This window comes from Bradyrhizobium sp. 14AA, from assembly GCF_054185205.1.
In genome coordinates this window covers 1-24,015 of record NZ_JAVAYM010000036.1, presented here as the reverse complement: position 1 = coordinate 24,015, position 24,015 = coordinate 1, and the positions used below count along the sequence as shown (strand labels likewise).

At 60.2% G+C, this 24,015-nt stretch carries 20 protein-coding genes and 2 pseudogenes; 14 read left to right on the top strand and 8 right to left on the bottom strand.

Annotation, left to right across the window (positions count from 1 at the left end; translation table 11 throughout):
- Positions 1-25 precede the first annotated feature (25 nt).
- Positions 26-517, top strand: a complete 492-nt coding sequence (locus RAD15_RS39425; RefSeq protein WP_458184094.1) for a winged helix-turn-helix transcriptional regulator — start codon at positions 26-28, stop codon at positions 515-517.
- A gap of 42 nt (positions 518-559) precedes the next feature.
- Here RAD15_RS39425 and grxD read toward each other — a convergent pair whose 3' ends face one another.
- Positions 560-889: a Grx4 family monothiol glutaredoxin gene (gene grxD / locus RAD15_RS39420; RefSeq protein ID WP_458184093.1), complete on the bottom strand. Its 330-nt coding sequence runs from the start codon at positions 887-889 to the stop codon at positions 560-562.
- Between the two features lie 305 nt (positions 890-1,194).
- On the opposite strand from grxD, the gene RAD15_RS39415 reads away from it, so the two are divergent.
- Both RAD15_RS39415 and RAD15_RS39410 read left to right on the top strand, forming a co-directional pair.
- The gene (locus RAD15_RS39415) at positions 1,195-2,892 is read left to right on the top strand and encodes a long-chain-fatty-acid--CoA ligase (protein ID WP_458184092.1); all 1,698 of its coding nucleotides are present in this window, start codon (positions 1,195-1,197) and stop codon (positions 2,890-2,892) included.
- 228 nt (positions 2,893-3,120) lie between these two features.
- Positions 3,121-3,579 carry a winged helix-turn-helix transcriptional regulator gene (locus tag RAD15_RS39410; RefSeq protein WP_458184091.1) on the top strand — a complete coding sequence of 153 codons (459 nt, stop codon included), beginning with the start codon at positions 3,121-3,123 and terminating at the stop codon, positions 3,577-3,579.
- Between the two features lie 51 nt (positions 3,580-3,630).
- On the opposite strand, the gene RAD15_RS39405 is transcribed toward RAD15_RS39410, so the two are convergent.
- Both RAD15_RS39405 and RAD15_RS39400 read right to left on the bottom strand, forming a co-directional pair.
- Positions 3,631-4,614, bottom strand: coding sequence for an NAD(P)H-binding protein (locus tag RAD15_RS39405; RefSeq protein WP_458184090.1), 984 nt, complete (start codon positions 4,612-4,614; stop codon positions 3,631-3,633).
- Between the two features lie 75 nt (positions 4,615-4,689).
- Positions 4,690-5,631: an alpha/beta fold hydrolase gene (locus tag RAD15_RS39400; RefSeq protein WP_458184089.1), complete on the bottom strand. Its 942-nt coding sequence runs from the start codon at positions 5,629-5,631 to the stop codon at positions 4,690-4,692.
- A gap of 231 nt (positions 5,632-5,862) precedes the next feature.
- On the opposite strand from RAD15_RS39400, the gene RAD15_RS39395 reads away from it, so the two are divergent.
- Entirely contained in the window at positions 5,863-6,531 is a 669-nt protein-coding gene (locus RAD15_RS39395) for a TetR/AcrR family transcriptional regulator (RefSeq protein ID WP_458184088.1), read from the top strand.
- A gap of 7 nt (positions 6,532-6,538) precedes the next feature.
- On the opposite strand, the gene RAD15_RS39390 is transcribed toward RAD15_RS39395, so the two are convergent.
- Positions 6,539-7,471: a LysR substrate-binding domain-containing protein gene (locus RAD15_RS39390; protein ID WP_458184087.1), complete on the bottom strand. Its 933-nt coding sequence runs from the start codon at positions 7,469-7,471 to the stop codon at positions 6,539-6,541.
- Between the two features lie 359 nt (positions 7,472-7,830).
- On the opposite strand from RAD15_RS39390, the gene RAD15_RS39385 reads away from it, so the two are divergent.
- The 6 genes and pseudogenes from RAD15_RS39385 (at position 7,831) to RAD15_RS39360 (ending at position 14,387) form a co-directional block, all read left to right on the top strand.
- Positions 7,831-8,787, top strand: coding sequence for a Vgb family protein (locus tag RAD15_RS39385; protein ID WP_458184086.1), 957 nt, complete (start codon positions 7,831-7,833; stop codon positions 8,785-8,787).
- A 333-nt stretch (positions 8,788-9,120) separates the two neighbouring features.
- The gene (locus RAD15_RS39380) at positions 9,121-9,942 is read left to right on the top strand and encodes a class II aldolase/adducin family protein (protein ID WP_458184085.1); all 822 of its coding nucleotides are present in this window, start codon (positions 9,121-9,123) and stop codon (positions 9,940-9,942) included.
- Positions 9,943-9,962: 20 nt separating this feature from the next.
- Entirely contained in the window at positions 9,963-10,754 is a 792-nt protein-coding gene (locus RAD15_RS39375) for a class II aldolase/adducin family protein (protein ID WP_458184084.1), read from the top strand.
- A gap of 179 nt (positions 10,755-10,933) precedes the next feature.
- Positions 10,934-12,145 carry an ABC transporter substrate-binding protein gene (locus RAD15_RS39370; RefSeq protein ID WP_458184083.1) on the top strand — a complete coding sequence of 404 codons (1,212 nt, stop codon included), beginning with the start codon at positions 10,934-10,936 and terminating at the stop codon, positions 12,143-12,145.
- 118 nt (positions 12,146-12,263) lie between these two features.
- Positions 12,264-13,204, top strand: a pseudogene (locus RAD15_RS39365) (ketopantoate reductase family protein).
- Positions 13,205-13,223: 19 nt separating this feature from the next.
- Positions 13,224-14,387, top strand: coding sequence for a lactate 2-monooxygenase (locus RAD15_RS39360; protein WP_458184082.1), 1,164 nt, complete (start codon positions 13,224-13,226; stop codon positions 14,385-14,387).
- Between the two features lie 141 nt (positions 14,388-14,528).
- On the opposite strand, the gene RAD15_RS39355 is transcribed toward RAD15_RS39360, so the two are convergent.
- The 4 genes from RAD15_RS39355 to RAD15_RS39340 form a co-directional block, all read right to left on the bottom strand.
- Complete coding sequence (locus RAD15_RS39355) at positions 14,529-15,689, bottom strand: iron-containing alcohol dehydrogenase (protein ID WP_458184081.1); 1,161 nt, start codon at positions 15,687-15,689, stop codon at positions 14,529-14,531.
- A gap of 305 nt (positions 15,690-15,994) precedes the next feature.
- Positions 15,995-16,252: a DUF3551 domain-containing protein gene (locus RAD15_RS39350; RefSeq protein ID WP_458184080.1), complete on the bottom strand. Its 258-nt coding sequence runs from the start codon at positions 16,250-16,252 to the stop codon at positions 15,995-15,997.
- Positions 16,253-19,420, bottom strand: a complete 3,168-nt coding sequence (locus tag RAD15_RS39345; RefSeq protein ID WP_458184079.1) for an efflux RND transporter permease subunit — start codon at positions 19,418-19,420, stop codon at positions 16,253-16,255. It abuts the gene before it with no gap.
- A complete protein-coding gene (locus RAD15_RS39340; protein ID WP_458184078.1) occupies positions 19,420-20,520 on the bottom strand; it encodes an efflux RND transporter periplasmic adaptor subunit in 1,101 nt (366 codons plus the stop codon). The genes RAD15_RS39345 and RAD15_RS39340 overlap by 1 nt, the downstream gene beginning before the upstream one ends.
- A gap of 214 nt (positions 20,521-20,734) precedes the next feature.
- On the opposite strand from RAD15_RS39340, the gene RAD15_RS39335 reads away from it, so the two are divergent.
- The 4 genes and pseudogenes from RAD15_RS39335 to livG all read left to right on the top strand — a co-directional run.
- Entirely contained in the window at positions 20,735-21,313 is a 579-nt protein-coding gene (locus RAD15_RS39335) for a TetR/AcrR family transcriptional regulator (protein WP_458184077.1), read from the top strand.
- A gap of 74 nt (positions 21,314-21,387) precedes the next feature.
- A complete protein-coding gene (locus RAD15_RS39330) occupies positions 21,388-22,188 on the top strand; it encodes an SDR family NAD(P)-dependent oxidoreductase (protein WP_458184076.1) in 801 nt (266 codons plus the stop codon).
- A 413-nt stretch (positions 22,189-22,601) separates the two neighbouring features.
- Positions 22,602-23,702 (top strand): NADH:flavin oxidoreductase, encoded by a 1,101-nt coding sequence (locus tag RAD15_RS39325; protein WP_458184075.1) that lies wholly within the window; start codon positions 22,602-22,604, stop codon positions 23,700-23,702.
- Positions 23,703-23,899: 197 nt separating this feature from the next.
- A pseudogene (gene livG, locus RAD15_RS39320) lies at positions 23,900-24,015 on the top strand (high-affinity branched-chain amino acid ABC transporter ATP-binding protein LivG); the annotation flags it as partial.

Here is a 24,015-nt window from a genome sequence, read left to right as displayed (position 1 = left end):
TGTTGCTTGAACGGGCCAATGACGGATGCGCTTGAAAAGCTTTGAAGGAATGGCGTGTTCGATCGCCGGCGTACTGGACGCCGTCGGGGACCGCTGGGCTTTTTTGATCCTACGTGACCTCTCGTTGGGGATAAGCAGGTACGAGGATCTGAAGAAGTCGAGCGGCATTACCCATGCCACGCTGTCTGATCGGCTAAAACATCTCGAACGAAACGGATTGATCGACCGTCGTCTCTATCAGACTGGACCCGATCGCCATGAGTATGTCTTGTCCCTGAGAGGGTGGGACGTGGCTCTCGTGATTCAGGCGCTTGCTCAGGTCGGCGACAAATGGGAGGTGACCGGCAGCGCCGGACCTCCACTCGAATTCATCAACAAGAACGGGGGAAGCCGGGTGAAGTTGGCGATTGTTGATGAAAACTCGGGTGAGACGATCCGCTTGAGGGACGTTCGGCCGAAAGCCGGGCCAGGCGCCGACGACCTGGTGAGATGGAGGATATCCAAAGTCGCACGGTAACCGGTCGCCAAGCGGGCGGGCCTGAGCGTTGTTGCGGCAAGCTCAGGAGGAGTGCGCGGCCTGCTGCTTTTCCGACAGCCGCTGCTGCAATTCGCCTGACTGGAACATCTCCGTGACGATGTCACAGCCGCCAACGAATTCGCCGCGCACGTAGAGTTGCGGAATCGTCGGCCAGTCCGAATACGCCTTGATTCCCTGCCGCAATTCATCGGACTGGTAGATGTCGTGCGATCTGTACGTCACGCCCAGATGATCGAGGATTCGAACCACCTGCGCCGAGAATCCGCAGGCCGGCGAACTCGGCGATCCCTTCATGAATAGCACGACGTCGTTTGCGTCGACCTCGCTGCTGATGAACTCCGTGATCGTCATCTGTCTTCTCCTGCAGTCTGTCAGTCCCAGTCGATATAATTCGCCTGAGAACGAAAAGGCGCCCGGCGGACACGCCCTTGCTATCAACCTGGCGCGGTCAGCCGAGCGCGATCACTAGCGAACCCGGCTTGGCCTTCCGAAACAAGCAGGAAGGTCACTTGAATTTTAATAGAAAGTCAATACTGAAAAGGAACTTGGGCGTGGAGTTCCTGCGCTAATATCGTCACTCGGACACCGAGGCTGTGGCGCATTCGGCGGACAGATCGAGGCCACAACGGCGGTCCTTACTAAAGGGGGAGTTAAACGTGGAACGTTTTTGGCTGGGCAATTATCCCGACGGCGTGCCGGCGGATATCGACGCCGATCAATTTCCGTCGTTGATCGAAATGTTCGAGGAAAGCTTTGCGAAATTTGGAGATCGTAAAGCGGCCATCTGCATGGACAAGGCAATCACCTATCGCGATCTCGACGAGATGTCGGCTGCAATCGGCGCTTACCTGCAAAACAAGGGCCTGGCAAAGGGGAGCCGGGTTGCGGTGATGATGCCGAACGTTCTGCAAAACCCGATCGCTGGCGCGGCAGCCTTGCGCGCAGGCTGCACGGTTGTGAACGTGAATCCTCTCTACACCCCTCGAGAACTCGAGCATCAGTTAAACGATTCGGGCGCGGAGGCGATCTTCATCCTCGAAAATTTCGCTGCGACCTTGGAAAAGGTGCTGCCAAAAACGAACGTCAGGCACATCGTCATATGCTCGATTGGCGAGTTGCTCGGTCCAAAGGGGATTCTCGTAAACTTTGTCGTGCGCAAGGTAAAGAAGATGGTCCCGGCCTATGCATTGCCGGGCGCCGTCTCGTTCAGGGATGCGCTGTCGGCAGGCCGGAAGATGAGATTGAGGAGACCTGATATAGGTCCGGACGACGTTGCCTTCCTGCAATACACGGGGGGCACCACCGGCGTCTCGAAAGGAGCGACCTTGCTCCATCGCAATATGGTGGCCAACGTTCTTCAAATTCATGCCTGGAGCGAGCCGGTCTTCCGCAGTGTTCCAGCAGGCGAACCTTTGCTGACGGTCTGCGCGCTGCCGCTGTATCATATCTTCGCGCTTACCGTTTGCTTCTTGTTCTCCGTGCGAGTTGGCGGCGTCAATCTTCTGATCGTAAACCCGCGGGACATCGATGGCTTCGTCAAGGAGCTCCGCAAATACAAGATTCACAGTTTTCCAGCGGTCAACACGCTGTTCAACGGGCTCCTGCGCCATCCCGACTTCAAGAACGTGGATTTTTCGGAGTTGCGATTGGCGATCGGCGGAGGAATGGCAGTCCAAAAGGCTGTCGCCGACAAGTGGCTTGCGGTGACGGGGTGCGTCCTTTCCGAGGGCTACGGTCTGTCCGAGACGTCGCCGACGCTGACGGCCACGTTGCCGACCATGACGGAGTTTTCCGGCACGATCGGTTTGCCGCTTCCATCGACCTTTATCTCGATCCGCGACGACGAAGGAAACGAACTCCCGAACGGAGAGGCCGGCGAGATCTGCGGAAAGGGCCCACAGGTGATGTCTGGCTACTGGAACAGACCCGATGAGACCGCCCGGGTCATGACCCCTGACGGGTTCTTCCGAACGGGTGACATCGGCGTCATGTCGGCCGACGGATTCACCAAGATAGTCGATCGCAAGAAGGACATGATCATCGTTTCGGGCTTCAATGTGTATCCGAACGAAGTGGAAGCGGTGATATCGAGCCACCCGGGAGTCCTGGAGTGTGCCGCAATCGGCGTGCCGGACGTGAAATCCACCGAGGCCGTGAAAGTCTTTGTTGTTCGTGTCGCCCCCCAGTTGACCGCAAAGGAGCTCGTCCGTTTTGCCGGGACGCAGTTGACGCCATACAAGGTTCCGAAGCTGATCGAGTTCAGGTCTGAACTTCCCAAGAGCAATGTCGGGAAGATCTTGCGCCGCGAGCTGAGGAATGAGGCGCAAGCAGACGGCGGGTCGCAGACGCCATAAGAGCACGCGCGAAGAATCTCACGGTGCCACAAAGAGGAAGACCGATCGATGGGCGCGGTCGGTGTCGCAGGCGCCTGGCCTGCAACGATGCACATGGGATCGTGCCAGTGAACCTGGTCGCGCGGGACGCGGGCGCGCAGATCATGGCTCTCGGCACATCGGCGCAGTTTCAATTCTGGGAATATTGACTATATTTAGACAAGATAAGGATTCTCGGACCCCATTTGGATGGCAAGAAAGAGCCTCGACGTAACTTGTCCGGTAGCCCGAACGCTCGACATCGTCGGCGCGCGGTGGACGCTGCTCATCATCAGGGACCTGCTTCCCGGCACCATGCGCTTTCAGGATCTTCAGGAGCGTCTGCCCCGCATGGCTCCCAATGTGCTCTCGGATCGCTTGAAGATACTCGAGGAACACGGCCTCGTGCGCCGCGAGTTCTACAGCGATCACCCTCCCAGGGCTGCCTATACCCTGACGGATCCAGGCCGCGAGCTCGGCGTCATTGTATTGGCGCTCGGTCGATGGGGCCTACGGCACCTCGGCGGAAAATTGAATCCCGGCCTGCAGCACGATGAGTGCTTCCGCCACCTGCAGCAAGCCTCCGAGGCCTTGATCCGCCGTCCGGTGCAACGCGTGAAATCCGCAGGCAAGTCGGTGGCGAAGGGAGCGAGAGACGCAAGGAACTGAGCTACGGGCCACGAGGGGTCCGGGATTCAGATTCAGAAAGATCCGTCGCGATCAGGCATTACCGCGGGCTTCGAGGAGCCGGGGCGATCGCTCCAGGGCCCATCTGAAGCTGTTCGGAGCGCGTCCGAGCAGATATTCGAGCTCGCCGGTGACGGCCTCATACCGCCCGCTCGCGGCCAAGCGGGTAATCGTCCTCAGGTGCTCCGCGGTGTGGGGGACGCGAGCTGCCAGTGCCCCATTGATGTAGGCCTCGATCCAGGCGTTCAGATCCTGGGGAACGTAGGAAACGGGTCGTCCCAACGCTGTCGCGTAATCCTCTGCCAGGCTCTGCATATCCTTCGCCTCCGGGCCGGTGAGCTCGTAGGTTTTTGATACGTGCGGCGAGGGATCGATCAAGATCTTGGTACAGATCTCGGCGACGTCGTAGGCGGCGATCGGGGCGATCCTGTGCTTGCCGAAGGGAAGATGAAGCTCGCCGGCGCCCAGCAACTGCTTGAGCGGAAACCATGCAAGAATCGGGTTTTCAACGAACATCGTAGCCCGGATATTGACCACCGGCAGGCCGGACCAATTCAGAGCCTGTTCGGAGGCCCAATGGGCCCTCTGCTGTGGCGACCAGTCGGTGACAAGTCCTCCCAACCACTCCCGCCGTGCCTCATAAGGGGCCGTCATCCGCGTGAAGTCCATATAGGACTGCTCGAACTCTGAAATATTGAGAAAGACCTCGAGGTCTCCTTGTGCTCGCGCGGCGGCTGCCATCAAGATCGTTGCATCGGTGTAATAGGGATTCAAGCTCATGCTGAAGTAGACCCGGCGACAGCCTTTCAGCGCGGCTGCAACGTCAGCGATGTTGAGCAGATCTCCCACAAACACGTCGGCGCCCAGTTGTCGAAGAGCATGCGCCCTCTCGTCGTCCTTACGTACGAAGGCACGCACCGAATGCTTCTTCTCGATGAGCATGTTGATCATCGTCTTGCTGATGGAGCCTACATCTCCGCCGGCGCCGGTAATCAAAATGGGATGCGGTTTGGACATCGACGCTTCCGTGGAAGATGTGACTGGGACGTTCTTTGAGCGGAAAGGCAGGCCGCGCGGCGCGTCTCGAGGCCGTCAGTTCTTGAGGAAGGGCAAAATGTGGCCCAAAACCGCCTCGGCGTTTTCGAGATGCAGGAAATGGCCGACGCCGGGCATGACGACGCGTTCGAAGCCTTTCGTGAACGCTGCAGCCATATCGTCGCTAAGCCGCGCTGACATGCAGCCGTCCTCCTCCCCGTGCAAATAGAGGGCTGGAACGGCGATCGGGCCGTTCGCGCGACCTTCGAGGGCCTGCGCTTCCGCTTCGGGTGGCGGGGTAAACAATTGCCTGTAGTAGGCGAGTGTCTGGGGCACGACTCCAGGCTGTCTGAACGTGTCGATCAACGCCGTGCGATCCGAAGCCGGCATCTTGTAGCCGGGCGACCACTCCCGCCAAAGCCGATCGAGGAAGGCGAAGTCGTTGAGCTGAACGGCCGGCTCGGCAAAACGCGTATGGAAGAAGAACATGTACCAGCTTCGTCGCTGTTGATCGCCGTCGGCCAGGAACGCCTGCGACAAGCCTTTCCCATAGGGGACCGCCAGCCCTACAAGCTTGCGGATCCGCGATGCATCGAGACTTGCCGCGGAATAGGCCGCCCGTGCTCCGAAATCGTGACCGATGACATAGGCCTGTTCGGCGCCCAAAGCTTCGATGAGGGCTAGGACGTCCTGCCCAATCGCAGCGGCACGGTAGGATCCGTCGGGTGCAGCGCCACCGGCCCAAAATCCGCGTAGCGCCGGGGCAACAGCCCGATATCCCTCCTGCGCGAGACGGCCCAAGACGTGAATCCAGCTTTGCGCGTGATCGGGAAAGCCGTGCAAGCATAGCACCAGGGGGCCGTCGCCGACTTCGAGGACCGGAAACTCCAGCCCGTTGGCCCGAACCGCCCGCTTGCGGATTTCCCCCGGCTCAAACCCCTGGCCCGTCTGCACCGGAGCACCGGGGCGGTCGGGCGAAGGCGCAGCAGTCCGTGTCATTGGCAGATCCCCGCTAATTCTGGATGATGAGTATCATCCAGAGCCGGAGGTGTAGTAATTCAATGTTGAATAGGCGTGATAGCACCTTTGCCGTGTCGGGCTGCACCGGGTTGAAATAGTATAAACCGGAGTGGCGATTGCACCACGATTGGACCAGCGGACGGCCGCACGCGGGCGCGGGGAATAGCGGCGAATTTCGATCGGCCAATCGCTCGTTGACTGCGGGACATTATGCGCTACGAGAAGGGTCATAGAGCCGGAACGTCGGCTCGCATCGTCGAGTGCGCTTCGGCTCGGATTCGCGAGCGGGGAATCGAAAGCGTCAAGGTTGCCAGGCTCATGAAGTCTGCCGGTCTGACGCACGGCGGCTTCTATCTCCATTTCAAATCTCGTCGTGATCTGATCGAAAGAGCTTTCGCCAGAGCCATGGACGGATCGGTGGAGCGATGGCGGAAGGCGGCCGATCGCTCCGGTCCCGGCGAACGTCTTCTGAGCATCGTCGACTACTACCTCGCGGATCGACACCGCGACGATATCGCGAACGGTTGCGCGCTTCCCTCGCTCGGAGCCGAGGTCCCGCGGGCCGGCGTTGGCATCAGAAGGACGTTTTCAAACGGCTTGAGAGAGATGATCGATGTTCTGTCCGGGGACGTAAACGGCCCATCGAAGCGAGAAGCAATGGCCATCGTGTCAGAGATCGTCGGTGCGTTGCTGTTGGCCCGGGCGGTTGATCATCCGGAGTTCGCATCCGAAATAATGAGCGTGGCTCGCGAGTATGTCCTGGGCGACGATCCGCAGGTCCTCGGAATCGCGAAAGCGCCGCGTAAGTTATCGATAGGGACCAAGCGCCCGAGTTCGAAGCGGCCCCAGAGGCGCGAAAAATCCAAGCCTCTGGCGTGAAAAGGTTCTAGATACCCAACTTTCTAGCATCAGCCTCCAAGGCCTTGGCCACGACCTTCAGCCATTTGTGGACGGCCTTGATCTTCTCGGACGAGCCGTCGACCTTCCGATGGGTAAAGTAGAAGTCCCTTAGCGCCATGCTTTTCGAGCCCCATTGCGCCATGACCGTCAAGGCGCCGCTGCTCACCAGCGGCGCGATCAGAGGAAAAGGCGCCAGCACGACGCCCATTGACGACCTGGCCATCTGTATCGCCGTCAAAAGGCTATCGCCGACGAGGTCCGGTTCCTTGGTGGCGACCCGCGGCTCGTACTCCTCGAACCATCTTTGCCAGAGGTCCGGCGCCGTGGCGAACTTTATCAACGGCAGTTTCGTCAGGTCTTTCGGTTGCTGAATTGGGGCGAAGCGATCCAATAGCTTCGGGTCCGCGCATGGGGCAGCGCGCGACCTGAGCAGCCTGTGATAGGTCAGGCTGCCGAAAGGAGGCTCGCCGAATTGGACCGCGGCATCGATGTTGTCTCTCTCGAAATCGGCCAGTGTATTCTTGGCCTCTAGTCTCAAATCAAGCCCCGGATTGTCGACGCGGAATCCCTCGAGGTGAGGGAGCGCAGCAAGCATCGCGAACGTAGGGGTTACGCTGACCCGGACGATAGGGCCGCGCTTTCTATCCTCGAGGAGGTCGCTGGCGCGAAACAGTTCGTTGAAAGCGCTCAGGACGGCACTGGCATAGATCGCTCCGTTTTCAGTGAGCTCGATACTCCGGCCGTTGCGCTGAACCAGTTGAATCCCGAAGTGCGCCTCGAGCGTACGAATTTGATGCGTGATCGCGGACGGCGTGAGATTCAGACTTTCGGAAGCAAGTTTCACGCTGCCTGACCGTGCGAGAGCTTCGAATGCGCGCAGGCTCGCCAGGGGAGGGAGGGCTGATGGTGCATTCGACATTTGTCCTGAGCCTGGTTCAACGATCCGCAATCGAATTCAATTGTGTTCCACCTGTTTTGCTGGCCAGCTTAGCGGAAGCAAGCGACGCTCCATAGCGCAATTTAGGCTCTCAGGGCGATGTCGGAGGAATGCCTGTGCACGCCCCTAACCCACGCAGCGAATAGCGAGGGCGGGCGGTCGCAAAGCGAACCCGGCAGGCTGCTGAAGTTCAATGGCTTGAAAGCAGCTGGATGAGGATTCGAGTCGGGCGCTCGAGGCAAGTGAGCTGTCTTCCCTCGCGCGAGCCGGCAATCCTGGGTGGAATGGCTCAACATCCGTCAGAAGTGACGTCGACCATATAATCCAGCTTGGAGGAACGCATGTGCGCTAACAAATCAGACCTGATTCAAGACCTGTCCCGAATGGTCATCGCAGCGGTGGTAGGCATAGTCGCGGCCTCGGTTGCGAGTGAGGCCCGGTCGCAGACCGTGATCCTGTCAGGATCGCCGTTCCCGGAAAGTCTGGCAGCGACAACGGATGGAACGCTCTTTGCCAGCAGCTTGACGAACGGCGGAATCGCGCGCGTAAAGCCGGGTGCCTCCGAGGCCGAAGCCTGGATCAAACCGGGGACATTCGATACGCGATCGACGTTCGGCGTTCTCGCCGACGAGAAGTCAGGGCTTCTTTGGGTATGTTCAAACGATGCCACCCCGCTCGGCGTCAAAGGTCCAAACACGATCGAAGGCTCGTTCGTTAAGGGGTTTGACCTCACAACCGGAGAGGGAAAAGTCAGCGCCCAGTTGCCCGGGAAACCCTCGCTCTGCAACGATCTCGCGATTGGGCCGGACGGCGCGCTCTACGTCACGAATACTCTGCAGCCACAGATCCTCCGCTTGAGGAAGGAATCTTCCGAGCTCGAAGTCTGGGTCCAGGACGACAAGCTGAAGGGGGGCCTTGACGGGATTGCGTTCGGACCGGACGGAGCTTTGTACGTCAACACCTTTCAAAGCGGCGAGCTCTTCCGCATTGAATCCAAATCGGGACTCGCTGGTGCCGTCACGAAGCTGGAGACCTCTCGCCCAATTAAATTTCCGGACGGTCTCAGGGCAGACAAGACCGGTTTCGTGATGGTTGAAGGCGTCGGTCCGCTTTCGAAGGTTACGATCGTCGGGGACCGGGCCCAAATCGAAACGATCAACGAATTCGCTGGACCAACAGGCGTCGCGCGCGTCGGCGACAAGATTTGGGTTGCGGAAGGCCAGATTGGCTATCTCATGGATTCGTCCAAAAAGGGCCAGACGCCGACCTTCCAGCTGCGATCGATCTACGCTCGCTGACCGACACGACACCCTCGGAACTCTACAAGGATGCAGTAGAGCCCGATTGTCTCTGTTCGGCGGCAAGTTTTGCGAATGTTGGGGCCCGCTCAGGCGCAAAAAACGGGCGGAGGCTTTCCAATGAGCGCAGCGTTGATTGTGCATTCGACATCTTGCGCTGAGCGCAGTTCAACGATCCACAATCGATTTCAATTGTCCTCTTGCTGCTTGCTGGCCAGTTTAGTCGGAAGGCGGCGGCTGCTGGATGGCGCAATCTAGGCTGTTATCAGACCGCATCGAACAAAAGCCGCGTGCGTCCGACAGGACGACCCGCGGAAACCAGAGGGCACGACGATGAACGCACCCCAGCGGCAAGATCAACACACGGCGGCCGTAGCGAAGATCAACGTGGGGCTGCCTCAGCCTCCGGTCTTCAACAGTCTGGCTGAAGAGAGACAGCACCGAAAGGAACGGCTGGCGGCCGGACTCAGGCTTTTTGCGAAGTTTGGATTCGACGAAGGGGTCGCGGGTCACATCACCGTGCGCGACCCGGAGTTCACGGACACGTTCTGGGTGAACGGGTTCGGGATGAGCTTCGGCCTGATCAAGGCGTCCGAGCTCATCCGGGTCAATCACAAGGGCGAAGTGGTCGAGGGCAATCATCCCGTCAATGCCGCTGCTTTCGCGATTCACGCAAGCGTTCATGCGGCACGTCCGGATTCGATCGGTGCGGCGCATTCGCACTCCACGCATGGCCGGGCGTTCTCAACGCTGGCGCGGAAATTGGAGCCGATAACGCAGGATGCCTGCGCATTCTACAATGATCATGCTCTATATGAAGATTACGGTGGCGTCGCAGTCGAAATGGACGAAGGCCAGCAGATCGCGAAGGCGCTGGGGCCGCACAAGGCGGCTATCCTGCAGAACCACGGCCTGTTGACCGTCGGGCAGAGCGTGGATGAGGCGGTCTGGTGGTTCATCACGATGGAGCGGTCGTGCCAGGTTCAGCTTCTAGCCGAGGCGGCGGCGGCGCGAACCGGCCAAGCCCTCAAGGTCATTCCTGAAACATCCGCAAAACAGGCTTTCGCTATCCTTGGTTCGCCCAGGGCAGGGTGGTTTCAGTTCCAGACGCTGTATTCGAAGATCGTAAAAGAACAGCCGGATTTGCTCAATTGAGGCGCTGCTCGGAGGATCGCATGAACATCCAAGCGTCGCCTGGAACGATCACTCACAATGCTCTGGCTGCGGAAGAGCGGCGGGTCCGTGAGGACCTCGCTGCGCTGTATCATGTGTTCTCTGATCTAGGCTGGTGCGAGCACATCTACAATCACATCACGGCTCGGGTGCCGGGTTCCGATAGGCACTTTCTGATTAACTCGTTCGGCCTAGCGTACAACGAAGTCACAGCTTCCAGTCTCATCAAGATCGATCTTGACGGCAAGAAAGTCGTGGACGTTCCGGGGCGCGTCAACGCGCCGGGCTTCACGATCCATTCTTCGATCCACAGCGCGCGCGACGACGCCCGTTTCATCGCCCACACGCACACGACAGCGGGTGTGGCCGTTGCTTGCACGGATCAAGGGCTCTCACATCACAGCTTCTATGGAGCGATGCTGTATGAGCAAGTTGCCTATCACGATTTCGAGGGAATCTCGACAGACCTCGGTGAGCGCGAGCGCCTTGTTAAATCGCTCGGCACCAAGAACTACATGATCCTGAGGCATCACGGTCTTCTGACGTGTGGGAGGACGGCCGCGGAGGCGCTATTCCGCATGACGATCCTGCAACGCGCATGCGAGGTGCAACTCGCGGCTGCCACGTTCGGAAAGGGCTGGCGGCCTTTGTCGGACGAGATTCTGCGCCGTACGACGCGCCAGATGCAGAGCGAGGTTGCGAAGGGTTTCGACGAAACGACCTCCTTTGGGCAAGATTCGTTCGAGGCCTATCGCCGTGCACTGGACGCAAAGGGTTCGCGTTACAGGGACTAAAAGCGGTGCCGGCGCAGTTCGCTGGCTGCGGCCGGCCTCTCGCGCCGCGGGAGTTGGTGGAAGACAGCGAGGACTAGTCAAAGCCGCTCTCAATATGTGCGCAACCCTGCCGCCAGATGTGGGGACGCAAAACGGAAACGCCATTTGACGCCGAAAGCGTCCCAGTGGGGGAAGTATCGATGTGGCAGAAGAGAATCGTTCTCGCGATGCTGATGCTTGCATTCGCGCCGGTGTCGTTTGCGCAGAGGGCAAAGGCCGGGGATCCAGTCGGGGTTACCGCAACGGAGATCAGGGTCGGCACGACGTTTCCTTTCAGTGGTCCTGCCTCGGCCCTCGGCAGCTTAGGAAAGGCATTGATAGGCTATGTCGAGTTCATCAATGACAAGGGAGGCGTCAACGGCCGCAAGATCAAGCTGATAGCGCTCGACGATGCCTACTCACCCAGCAAATCCGTCGAACAGACCCGCAAGCTGGTGGAAAGCGAGGAGGTCGCATTTCTGTTCAGCCCACTTGGGACCGCAAGCATTTCTGCAAACGTGAAATACGCCAACAGCAAAAAGGTGCCGCACCTCTTCGTTGTCTCAGGCGCGAACAAATTCACCAATCGAGCCGAGTATCCCTACACCACGACCGGGCTGCCGAGCTACGATACCGAGGGTAGGGCGTACGCGAAATTCATAACTGAAAGGATGCCGGGTTCGCGCATCGCCATCCTTTATCAGAACGACGACCTCGGGAGGGATTTTGTCGGCGCGTTTCGTTCCTACATGAAGGACGATTTCGGCAAGCTGGTCGTGACGAAATCCTACGAAGCGGTTGATCCGACCGTGGATTCTCAGGTCGTATCGCTCAAGAGCTCGGGAGCCGAAGCGTTCTTCATCGCAGGCTCGCCGAAATTCACGGCGCAAGCTCTGCGTAGAAGCCGCGAAATCGGCTGGAATCCCCTGACCGTCATTATCAATTCAACCACGTCCGTAGCGGGTACGCTTGCGGCGGCAGGCCTCGACAACGCCAAGGGGGTGGTGTCGAGTACGTTCCTGAAAGATCCCATGGATCCGGCCTGGGAGCACGATCCCAAAGTAGAAGGCTATCGGGCGCTTCTCGCCAAATACGTTCCAGGGAGTGATGTCGCGGAGACACTCTACACTGCCGGTATCGTCCAGGGCGAAATCCTCGAGAAGATCCTCCAGCAGTGCGGCGATGACCTGACGCGCGAGAACATCATGAAGCAGGCGCTGAATTTGAGGAGTTTTTCGCCGTCGATGGCACTCCCCGGCAGCACCATCAATACCGGCGCGAACAATAACCAGGCGTGGACCTCGCTGCAGCTCGAGAGGTTCGACGGCAAGAGCTGGGTTCCCTTTGGGAAGCTTGTCAGCGCCGCGGACTAGGCGCGCCTGCCGGCAAGGGGATGGTCACTGAGCGCTCCTGGCGCGCTGCGGAGCCAGATACTCGGGTCGCTGGTTCGGCAGAGTATGACGACCTTTTACGTCAAAGAGGAGATGAATCTTGCGGATCTTGGTTATCGGAGCCGGCGCCCTTGGCGGATATTTTGGCGCGAGGCTGCTGGCGGCAGGGCGCAACGTCACGTTCCTGGTCCGGCCCAAACGCGCGGAAGCGCTCGCGAAAGGCGGGCTGGTGGTCAAGAGCAAGCTTGGCGATCTGCACCTGGCGTTGCCGCCAACCGTCACGTCAGAAGGACTGAATGGCTCGACCTCATCATTGTGAGCTGCAAGGCCTACGATCTTGACGGCGCGATCGAGGCATTTGCTCCAGCGATGGGCAAGAACTCGGTCATCATACCTCTGTTGAATGGCTTGCGTCATCTCGATGTTCTGAACGCCCGGTTCGGTGAAAAGAACGTTTTTGGCGGCCAGTGTGCCATCTCGGCGGCGCTTTCCGCCGACGGCGAGATTTTGCATATGACGGATTTCCACACGCTGAGCTTTGGCGAACAGGGCAGGACGCGATCTGAACGTCGCCCCGAGATCGTCGGTGCCTTGTCGGGTGCCGGTTTTGACGCCGAACTCAGCGACGACATCATGCAGGGCATGTGGGAGAAGTGGGTGATGATCGCCACCATTGCCGGCGCGACCTGCCTGATGCGCGCCTCGATGGGGGACATCGTAGCTGCCGGCGCATCCGACGTGGTGATCGGGTTGCTCAATGAGGCCAGCGCCATCGCGGCCAGGCAGGGGTTCGGACTGCGTCCGACCTATATCGAGCGCGTGCGTTCCATTCTCACGACGCCGGGCTCTCCGGTCATGGCATCCATGGCACGGGATATCGAGCGAGGAGCACCGACCGAGGGCGATCATATTCTCGGCGATCTCCTTGGTCGCGTCAGTGGAGGCGAAGTCCCGATTCTCATCAGGACCGCCTATGCCCATGTGAAGTCGTATGAGGTGCGTCAGGCTCGCGAGCATCCGCGGCTGCACCCTGGAAAGTGACACGGCAAGGGAGAGCGGCGTGGTTGATTGTGGCGGCTACCAGTTTGAAATCTATCGTTCGGGCTTGCAGGGGGTGTTACCGAAGCTTCCGGCCGATTTCCGTGAACTCGAGTCACGGGCTCACGCGGCAATGCCGCCGTGGGTCGTATCCTATGTGGCAGGTGGCTGCGGGAATGAGCATACGCAGAATGTCAACGTATCTGCCTTCGGACGCTGGGGATTGATCCCACGCATGTTCGTAGGCGCTGCGCAGCGCGATATGTCGGTCAATCTATTTGGAATGCGGCTTCCGACACCTTTATTCCTGTGCCCGATCGGCGTCATTGGCTTGTGCGCGCAGGATGGACGCGGTGATATTGCGACAGCAACGGCCGCACGCAAGCTCGGCGTGCCCATGATTGCATCGACCCTGAGCAACGCTCCGCTCGAACAGGTTGCTTCGGAGTTCGGCGAGACGCCGGGCTTCTTTCAGCTCTATACGCCCGCCGATCGCGGGGTTGCCGAGAGCCTGGTCCACCGGGCGGAGGCTGCTGGCTTCAAGGGAATCGTTGTGACGCTCGACACGTGGGTGACCGGCTGGCGTCCACGGGATCTCAACCAGGCCAATTTTCCTCAGCTTCGTGGGCATGCTCTCGCCAACTATTTTTCGGACCCTGTATTTCGCGCCAGTCTCGCAAAACCGCCCGAGAGCGATGTTGCCGCTGCCATCATGAAATGGGGGACGATCTTCGGACATCCTCTCACCTGGGATGATCTTCCCTGGTTGCGCTCGTTGACGAAACTGCCCTTGATCGTGAAGGGCGTTTGTCATCCTGACGACGCGCGACGTGCCATCGACGGTGGCATCGATGGCATCTATTGTTCGAACCACGGCGGCCGCCAGGCCAATGGTGGAATCGGGGCGGTAGATCTGCTGCCTGGCATTGTCAGAGCGTCCGGCAACACGCCGGTTCTTTTTGACTCGGGAATTCGCTCAGGCACGGATGTCGTCAAGGCTCTGGCCCTGGGCGCGACGGCCGTCGGCATTGGCCGGCCCTATGCCTACGGACTCGCACTCGACGGCGTCGAGGGGATCGTTCACGTCCTGCGATGCATTCTGGCCGAGGCGGACTTGTTGATGGCCGTCGATGGATACCCTCGCATCGCCGATCTTCGGCCGTCGGCGCTGCTGCCGGTTGCCTGATCAGCCGGCGAGGAATTTCAGGATAGCGCTGTGGGGGCGCGCGAGATCGCCATCTGCAACAGGCTAGCATCAAACCGATGCAAGCCAATACTCTGCCGATCCCGCTCAACGCAGCCTTGGAGGTCGCGCAAGCCGGGTCAGCTAGGCGGCCATTCGCAAAAGATCGATGATGTCTGCTTCACTCTTGAATGGTCTCGGATTGGCCTGAACGAAGCGGTGATTGATCGCGATCTTGCTGATCTTCTCGAACTTGTCTTCGCCGACACCGACGTCAGCCAGACGCGTAGGCAGTCCGAGGGCCTTGACGAAACCAGCAAAGGCGTCTCCAGCCTCCATACCGGGGCTGCCGAGGGCGGCCGCCAGGCGCTTCTGCGCATCCTCTGTAAAGGCCTTATTGTACCGAAGAAGGCTCGGCATAATGACGGGCGTGCAGTAATAGTGAGGAACATCGAAAGTGCCGCCAAGCACGTGTCCGATGCCGTGGCTTGCTCCCATCGGAACGCGCGCCTGTAGACCGAAAGCGGCGAGCCAAGAGCCTTGTTGCGACTGGCGTCGCGCTTCCAAATCATCCGGATGCTGCAAGGTGCGGAGCATGCCCTCGCGCAAAAGACGGATTCCCGCCAAGACCACTTCATCGGCCAATGGCGTGCCCGCTGGCGAGCACAGGGCCTCGATGCCGTGATCCATCGAGCGTGTCCCGGATCCCATCCACAGGTTCATGGGCGTATGAAGGCTCAGATCGGGATCAAGAATGACCGCCACGGGTGACATCTGTGGGTGGAAGAATATCTGCTTCAGCTTGGTGCGCTCGTCCGTGACGAGCGCACCGGCATTGTATTCGCCGCCATTCAGCGTGGACGGGACTGCGATCTGCCGCACTGTGGGCGCACGGAATGGAGAGAAGGGCACGCCAGGCCCCATAACGAACGGGTCGAAGCCTGCCTCATCGAATATGTCATGTTCCATGGCCATGATGACGATCTTCGCGAGGTCGACCGCAGAGCCTCCGCCGACGGCGACCACCAGATCAGCCTGCGCCTCCTTTGCTTGACGGGCGACCTCGGCGGCCTGTTTCCGGGTCGTGTGCTGCGCGATTCCATCGAAGGTCGCCACATGCTTGTTGCCGAGCGCTCGGCGAATCTTTTCGATCTCGTCGGTCTTCGTATTCAGGGTACGGCTGACCAAGAGGAAAACGCGATTGGCATTCAGCCGAACCGCTTCATCATTCAAAGCCTCGGCTGCAGGCTTGCCGTAAACCACACGATCGATGTCCGGAAAGTTATGTATCCCAACCTTGCGCATTTGTTTCCCCTCATCGCTCTTTAATGTGAGTCACTTTAGTATTAATAGTTACGGGGTGCAACGGCCATCTTTTCTGGCACCGGCACCAGGCCAGCTTGTTTAGTCGCGAGCCACACCACCCGAGCCGGGGATCGTGCGCTTCCGAGGGCAGTCAGGGAATTGCATTTCCAGCATTTTCACCTCTGAACCGGCAGCGTGATCCTGCCGGGAGGATCACGTTCGGACGCGTGATGCGGACGGTCGATCAGCCCAGCGACGCTTCGAGGAAGCCTCGCTCGGACAGAACATGTAGCGGGCAGCTTTGGTTAGTTCGTCGCCATCGCGGCTTCCACGGCCGAGGAGGGGCTGCGAGCGCAGCTCCCACCGCGACCAGAGATGAGGACAATGCACTGCTCGAGCGTATCGAAGTGGCATTTCCGCATGTCTGACGAATAGTCCTGAAGACAGTATCCGTAGGCATTTGTTGAGGCTGCCGGTGCAACGCTCAAGTAGTCTGCGCCAGCGAGGCCTGCAAGGACAATCGAGAGGAGGGTGAATAGCTTGCTCAAGGTCGTCTCCTGCACTCAGGCTGTCATCTGTTCTTGGACGATGGGCGACAGCGCGTTTTCGGAAGCGGTTGCGGAGTGTGCATCATTCATCTTGCGTACTTGCGCTTCGTCCGTCGTATCCACATGCGTCCCGTCTGCGGTCGGCTTGATCCGGTACCAGGTGGCATAGAGCGCGGGAAGGAACAGCAGGATCAGTACGGTTCCGACCGCGGTGCCGCCGATCAGCGTGTAGGCCATCGATCCCCAGAAGACGGAGTGCGTGAGCGGGATGAAGGCCAGCACGGCAGCAAGCGCCGTGAGGATCACCGGCCTGGTGCGTTGCACGGTGGCCTCGATGACGGCGTGATAGTCGTCAAGTCCAGTCGCAAGGTTCTCCTTGATCTGTTCGGTCAAGATCAGAGTGTTACGCATCAGAATGCCGGCAAGTCCGATCAGGCCCAGGATCGCGTTGAACCCGAACGGCTGGTTGAAGAGGAGCAATGCCGGCACGACCCCGACGAGGCCGAGCGGTCCTGTCAGGACGACCATCGCCATCGTCGAGAAGGACCGCACCTGCAGCATGACGACGATCAGCATCGCGGCGATCATGGCCGGGAAGATCGTCGCCAACGCGTCGTTGGCCTTGGTTGCCTCCTCGATCGATCCGCCCAGCTCGATACGATAGCCGGCCGGAAGGGATGCGATCAGGGGCTGCAGGGCCGTGTTGATCTGCTTGGAGACCTCCGGAGGTTGGGTCGCCTCATTGATATCCGAGCGTATCGTGATGACGGGGGTGCGATCGCGCCGCTTCATGATCGGCTCTTCGAATCGGATTTCCGAGTGACCGACCTGGTCGAGTGGAATCGCGCGGCCGTCCCTGCTCATCAATGAGAAATCCGCCAGACGCGCCGGATCGAGTCGTTCGCCGCCAGCGCTACGCGCTACGATCGGGACATTGCGGATGTCCTCGCGGACCTGCGTAACGGTGATGCCGGTGAGCAGGAATTGGAGTTGCCGGCCCACCTCCGATGGCGAAAGGCCGATCAGGTTCAGTCGATCCTGATCCGGGATGAAGCGGAGCACGGGGATGCGATCGCCCCAATCCCGATTTGGCTGCCGCGCGTCGCGAACGCCACGCATCACCTCGAGAGCCTTCTGAGAGATAGCATACAATTGAGCGGGATCCGGCCCCATGATCCGGAACTCCACCGGGAAAGGCGTGTAAGGTCCGAAAACGAGCTGGGTGACGCGCACATTGGCCTCGGGTGCAAGGCCCTGCGAGATGGTTTGTCGGAGCCGGTGCTTCAAAGCCTCACGCGCCTCTGCGTCAGGCGTCAGGACGACGATCTTTGCGAAGGCCGGATCGGGCAGTTCGGGCGCCATCGCGAAGAAGAAGCGCGGCGCGCCCTGACCGACATAGCTCGTGATGATCTTGGCCTCGGGTTGATCGTGCAGCCAACCCTCGAGCTTCTCGACGGTGGCCGTCGTCGTCTCGATGCTGGTGCCTTCCGGCAGGCGAACTTCCACCAGCACTTCCGGGCGATCGGAGGTCGGGAAGAATTGCTGTTTGACGCCACCCATGCCGACGACGGAAAGCGCGAAGGCCACGGCGACGATGCTGCAGGTCAGGAATTTGTGGCGGACGGCGAGGGTGATGAGGCCTCGCAGGCGCTGATAGTTGGGCGTCCCGTAGATCGCGTGATGACCGCCTTCGACCGGCTTGATCGCGGGCAGCATCTTGACGCCAAGATACGGCGTGAAGATCACGGCGACGATCCAGGAGACGATGAGGGCGAACCCCACGACCCAGAAGATGTTCCCGGCGTATTCGCCTGCGGTTGAGCGCGCAAAACCCACCGGCAGGAAGCCCGCGATCGTCACGAGCGTTCCTGACAGCATCGGCGCCGCGGTGTGGCTCCACGCATAGGCCGCCGCCGAGATGCGGTCCATGCCCTCTTCCATCTTCACCACCATCACCTCGATCGCGATGATGGCGTCGTCGACGAGGAGACCGAGCGCCAGAATCAAAGCGCCGAGCGTGATGCGGTCGAAGAACCGGCCGGTCTCGAGCATGATGAGGAACACGACGGCGAGCGTCAGGGGCACGGCGGCCGCGACGACGATGCCGACGCGCCAGCCGAGGCTGAGCAGGCTCACCAGCAGCACCACGCCGAGCGCCATCGCGAACTTCATCATGAATTCGTCGACCGCCGAGGTAATGTTGACGGCCTGATCGCTGACTTTGGCCAGGGTCATCCCGAGCGGCAGCGTGCGAGCGATAGCTGCGGACCGCTCCTCCAGGGCCTTGCCGAGCGCCAGACCATTCCAGCCCTCCTGCATCACCGCCGCGAGCATGATGGTGGGCTCGCCCTGGTGCCGGATGATGTAGGTGGGTGGATCCTCGTAGCCGCGGCGGACCTCGGCAATGTCGGACAGCTTCAGCGTCCGCCCGGCAGCGACGATCGGCGTGTCGGCGATCGCCTGGACGCTGTCATAGGCGCCATCGACCCGGATGAAGACCTGCGGCCCTTTGGTGTCGATCGAGCCGGCCGGCGTCACCGTGTTCTGCCGCTGCAAGGCGGCGACGATATCCGTGGCCGACACACCGAGAGTTGCCAGCTTGGCATAGGAAAACTCGACGAAGATCTGTTCGGGACGTTCACCGAGGATGTTGATCTTCTTGATGCCGGGAACATGCAGGAGGTCCTGACGAATGACCTCGGCTTGCCTTGCGAGCTCGCGCATCGGCATGCCCTTGGCCTTGAGGGCGTAGAGCGCGAAGCTCACATCCGAATATTCGTCGTTGACGAAGGGGCCGAGCACGCCCGAGGGCAGCTTGCGGGCTTCATCTCCCAGCTTCTTGCGCGCCTGATAGAACTCTTCCTGCACGCTCGATGGCGGTGTGCTGTCCTTCAGCGTCACCGTCATGTACGCATAACCAGGCCGCGTGGTCGTCTCCACCCGGTCATACCAGGTCAGCTCCTGAATTCGCTTCTCCAGGGGTTCGGCGACCTGGTCCTGCATCTCGCGCGCGGTCGCGCCCGGCCAAACCGTCGTGACCGTCAGGGTCTTGATGGTGAAGGACGGATCCTCAGCCCGCCCTAGCATGATGAAGGCGTAGACACCCGCGGCTGCCAGCAGAAGGATGAAGAACAGCGTGACGGCCCGCTCGCGAACGGCGAGGGCGGAGAGATTGAAGCCCATCAGTTGCTCCTGGTTTCCGACGCGGTCCTGACGCGAGCGCCCTCGTGCAGCAGATGGGCGCCCAGGGAGACAATCTGATCACCGGAGTTCGATCCGGAGATAACGGCCGTTTCGCTCGTCACACGCAGAAGCTTGACGGGCTGCAAGCGCACGGTCGAGGTCGCGCTGTCGAAGACCCAAACGCCGGTCGTTCTGCCGTCATCGAGCACGGCTCCCAGCGGCACCTGGACGTCCGGCTGATGATCCTGGCTTGCAAGCCGAATGGTGACCGTCGCGCCCAGCGGCGCCGCCGCGGCGTCACCATCCAGCACGTAGCGGGCCTCGTAGGTACGGGTCTGGATATCGGCGGAATCCGACAACTGCCGGAGATGCGCAGCAAAGCGCCCATCGCTCCCATACAGGCTCGCCTCGGCCAGCGAGCCGATCGCCGGCCGCATTGTTTCGGGAAGCGCGACCACAGCTTCGCGGGCACCGGCCTGAGCAAGCCTGACCACGGGCTGACCGGCGGATACCACTTGGCCGGGCTCGCCGAGCGTTTGAGTGACCGTTCCGTCCGCGTCCGCCACGAGCACGGAATAGGTTGCCTGGTTCTCGGCGACACTGGCGTCCGCTTCTGCCGCGGCAAGCTGCGCCTTGGCAGTGTCCGATGCCGCCTTCGCCTGCTCATAGCGTTGCTTTGACGTCCAACCGTCGTTCACCAGATTGGCGTAGCGCCGCTCGTCGGCGTCGGTCTGAACCACAACCGCGCGCGCGGCGGCGACCGCATTGCGTTTCGCGGCGACCGCGAGGCGGAGATCAGTTTCGTCGATCCGCATCAGGGGCTGGCCGGATTTGACCTGCTCACCGACATTCACAAGCCGTTCGACGATCTTCCCGGCAACGCGAAAACCGAGATTGCTTTCGACCCGCGCGCCGACGGTCCCGGTGAAACCACGTTCAGATCCGTTGACTCGCGTGGCCGTCACTAGACGGACCATCGGAGGCTCCTGCCTGGGATCGATGACCGCGGAGGCTTGATGGGCGGGAAGCGCCAGAGCCACGAAGGTTGCCACCCCCGCCGGGACCAGAATACCAGCGAGCACCGCAACACCCCTTTTCATGACCGTCTCCTTCGAAAGTTAGATTATATATGACTTCTATACCTAAGTTAGATTTCAATCGCAATCTAAATTTGAGATGATCACGAGGGCGTGATCGCGAAAGCCGCAGGATTTGGCTCCTGGGGGCACAAAATCCGGCGGGTTAGACTGATAGATTGCAATTGAACTCTAACTTGTCTATAGAAGTCGGACGAAATCCAAATGGAGACCCGCGATGCGAGTGAGTCGCACCCAGGCGGCCGAGAACCGCCAAACCGTCATCAATGTGGCCAGCCGCCTCTTCAGGGAGCGCGGCTTTGATGGCATCGGCCTAAAAGATCTGATGAAGGGGGCCGGGCTAACCCAAGGCGCCTTCTACAAGCAGTTCGCATCGAAAGAGGATCTGGCGGTGGAGGCGTCCAGGCGCGCACTGGAAAGCGCATCCGGCCGATGGTCAGACGCGGCCGCGGCACATCCTGACGATCCACTCGGCGCAGTGATTGCGTTCTACCTCAGTGGCGACCATCGCGGAGAGAAGATGGACGGCTGCCCGATCGTGGCACTTGGTTCGGATGCCGCTCGACAGGGCCCGGAGGTGAAGGCGGAATTCGAAGCAGGAATCAAAGCGCATCTCGACGTGCTCGATCGGTTTCTCGCCGGGGCTGGCGACGAGGCCTCGCGCAGCAAGGCCATGGCCATTCTCGCGACGATGGTTGGCGCGGTGACGCTATCGCGCGTGATCAACGATCCTGATCTGGCTCAGGCCGTTCTGGATGCCGCGGCGAAACAGGTTCGAGACGCCGCTGCCGCTTGAATGAATGGGCCGGTGTTCTGATTGGGAAAGGGCGCGAGCCCTTTCGCTGACTCCAAATAGACGAGAAGAGAACGATGTCGGAAGTAGCAACGAATAGTTTCGCCGGAAAATGGGCGCTGATCACGGGGGCCTCGAGTGGCCTCGGCCTCGAGTTCGCAGATATCCTGGCAGCGCAGAAGGTCAATCTCGTGTTGGCGGCTCGACGGCGAGAGCCGATGGAAAAGCTTGCCTCCGATCTCCGCGGCAAATACGGGGTGGATGTGCTGGTCGAGGCGATCAATCTTGCCGCGCCGGGCGCGGCCAGCCGCCTGAAAAGCAGTCTCGACGCGAGATCGGTGACGATCGACATCCTGGTGAACAATGCCGGATTCGGCTTGCACGGCGATTTTTTGGACACGCCGATCGAGCAGACCGCGAACATGATCCAGCTCAACATCACGACGCTCACAGAGCTGACGCATCTTTTCGGCCGCGACATGGCTCAGCGGCGATCCGGACATATCCTTCTCATCGCCAGCCTTCTGGCCTTCCAGGCCGTTCCCAGCTACGCGGCCTATGCAGCGACCAAGGCTTACGTGCTGGCCTTTGGCGAGGCTCTGCATGACGAACTCCGTTCGCACGGTGTGGTCGTGACCAGTCTCTGCCCAGGACACACCGCGACAGGCTTCGACGCGGCAGCCGGCGCAACCGCATCGAGCTTGCTGCGCCTCCTCACCATGAAGCCGCGTCCGGTCGCCGCGAGCGGTATTCGGGCGCTCATGCAAGGAAAGGCCACGGTGATCGCCGGTCTGTCGAACAAGATGGCTGCCTTTTCAAATCGTTTGACGCCGCGATCAATGCAAAGGGCTACGATGAAGAGAATAATGGACACCTGACGGGCGACGACCCGCGTTCGCGCAGGTAGTTTCGAAGAGCGCCGCCGACAGGTTCGTGAGGCCCCGCACGCCCCGACCAGCGTAGTTGAAATCACTGGAAGAGAAGTCGGCCTCGATCATAAAAATTCCCAAAAGGAACTGCGGCATATTGCCTGCAGGCTGCGTCCATAGCTGATTGCTTTAAGTAGTGTCATTGACAGTTCTTATTTAGAACTATATAGAAGCTTGGCTCCGCTGAATTCGCTGGAGCAAAGCTCGTGGGGAGTTGTAAGCACTCCCCAAAAACGAGCCATCCAAGAATTCGCCGAAGCGGGGGGAAGGTGATGATCGTCGATGGGCGTACTCCGAATCGCAACCGCGAGATCAATGGCTCGCACCGAACGTCGCTGGGTTAGAGCGAGTCTGGAGCGCAAATGGCGATCGATGTTCTTTTTCGGCCGTTCACCTATAAAGGCCTGAACCTGCCAAATCGCGTCGTTATGGCGCCGATGACCCGCTCGTTCTCTCCAAATGGCATTGTTACCGCAGACGTAGCGCAGTATTACCGCCGCCGGGCCGAAGGCGGGGTCGGACTTATCATTTCGGAGGGCACGGGGGTTGATCGCCCCGCTTCTTTGAACGACCCGAACGTCCCTCGGTTTCACGGCGTACAGGAACTCGCCGGCTGGCGTCGCGTCGTGGACGAAGTGCATGGGGCCGGCGGACTGATGGCGCCCCAGCTTTGGCACGTCGGCGCCGTCCGCACGCGCGAGAAGGACTGGCAGCCCCCAGGCGACTACGACAGCCCTTCCGGGCTTTCGCGACCCGAGAAGAATCTGGGCGTTCCGATGAGCGATGAGGACATTGCGGACGCCATCCGGGCTTTCGCGGACGCCGCTCTTGCTGCCAAGCGCTCCAATTTCGATGCCGTCGAGCTGCATGGAGCGCACGGCTATCTGATCGACCAATTTTTCTGGGAAGGGACCAATCGCAGAGAAGATGCGTATGGCGGCAGAAACCTACCCGGGAGGGCGCGTTTCGCCGCCGATATAGTGCGCGCGGTGCGTAAATCGGTCGGCCCTGAGTTTCCGATATTGCTTCGGATCAGCCAGTGGAAGCAGCAGGACTTCGCCGTGAAGCTTGCCAACACGCCGAACGAATTGGAGGCGTGGTTGATGCCTCTGCGTGAAGCCGGAGTTGACATTCTTCATTGCTCGCAGCGGCGCTTCTGGGAGGCGGAATTCGAGGGCTCGGATCTGAATTTCGCCGGTTGGGCAAAAAAGGTGACTGGCTTGCCGACGATTTCGGTCGGCTCAGTGGGACTGACGGGTGAGTTCATCGCTGCATACGGCGGAGAAAGCTCGCGACCGGCATCCTTGGACGAACTGGTCCGTCGTCTGGACCGGGAGGAATTCGATCTCGTGGCCGTCGGCCGGGCGCTACTTCAGGATTCGCAATGGGTCTTGAAGGTGCGCGACGGACGAGCCGATGAGCTGATGGCCTTCGATCGGTCTGCCTTTGCGACCTTGAGCTGAATATCGAAACGCCTGGATAGCTCTATAGAGCAGCCGAGGATTGGAGGAGATGCCGCACAAGCTGCGGCGTCAAATCCCAAAAAACAATGACACAATCAGGAGGGAAAAGTGCGCGAGAAGCGGAAGGGATCGGATAGCCGTTGTCGTTGCGGAGCGTGGTCGCCCACCAAGCTGCTGAACGACAAAGGCGAGACGAGATGACGCAGGCACAGCTCGCGCAGGGGACATCGCCCCTGCTCGCGGTTCGCGACGTCAGCGTCGTGTTCGGCGGCATCATTGCGCTCAACGGCGTGTCCTTCGACATGCACAAGGG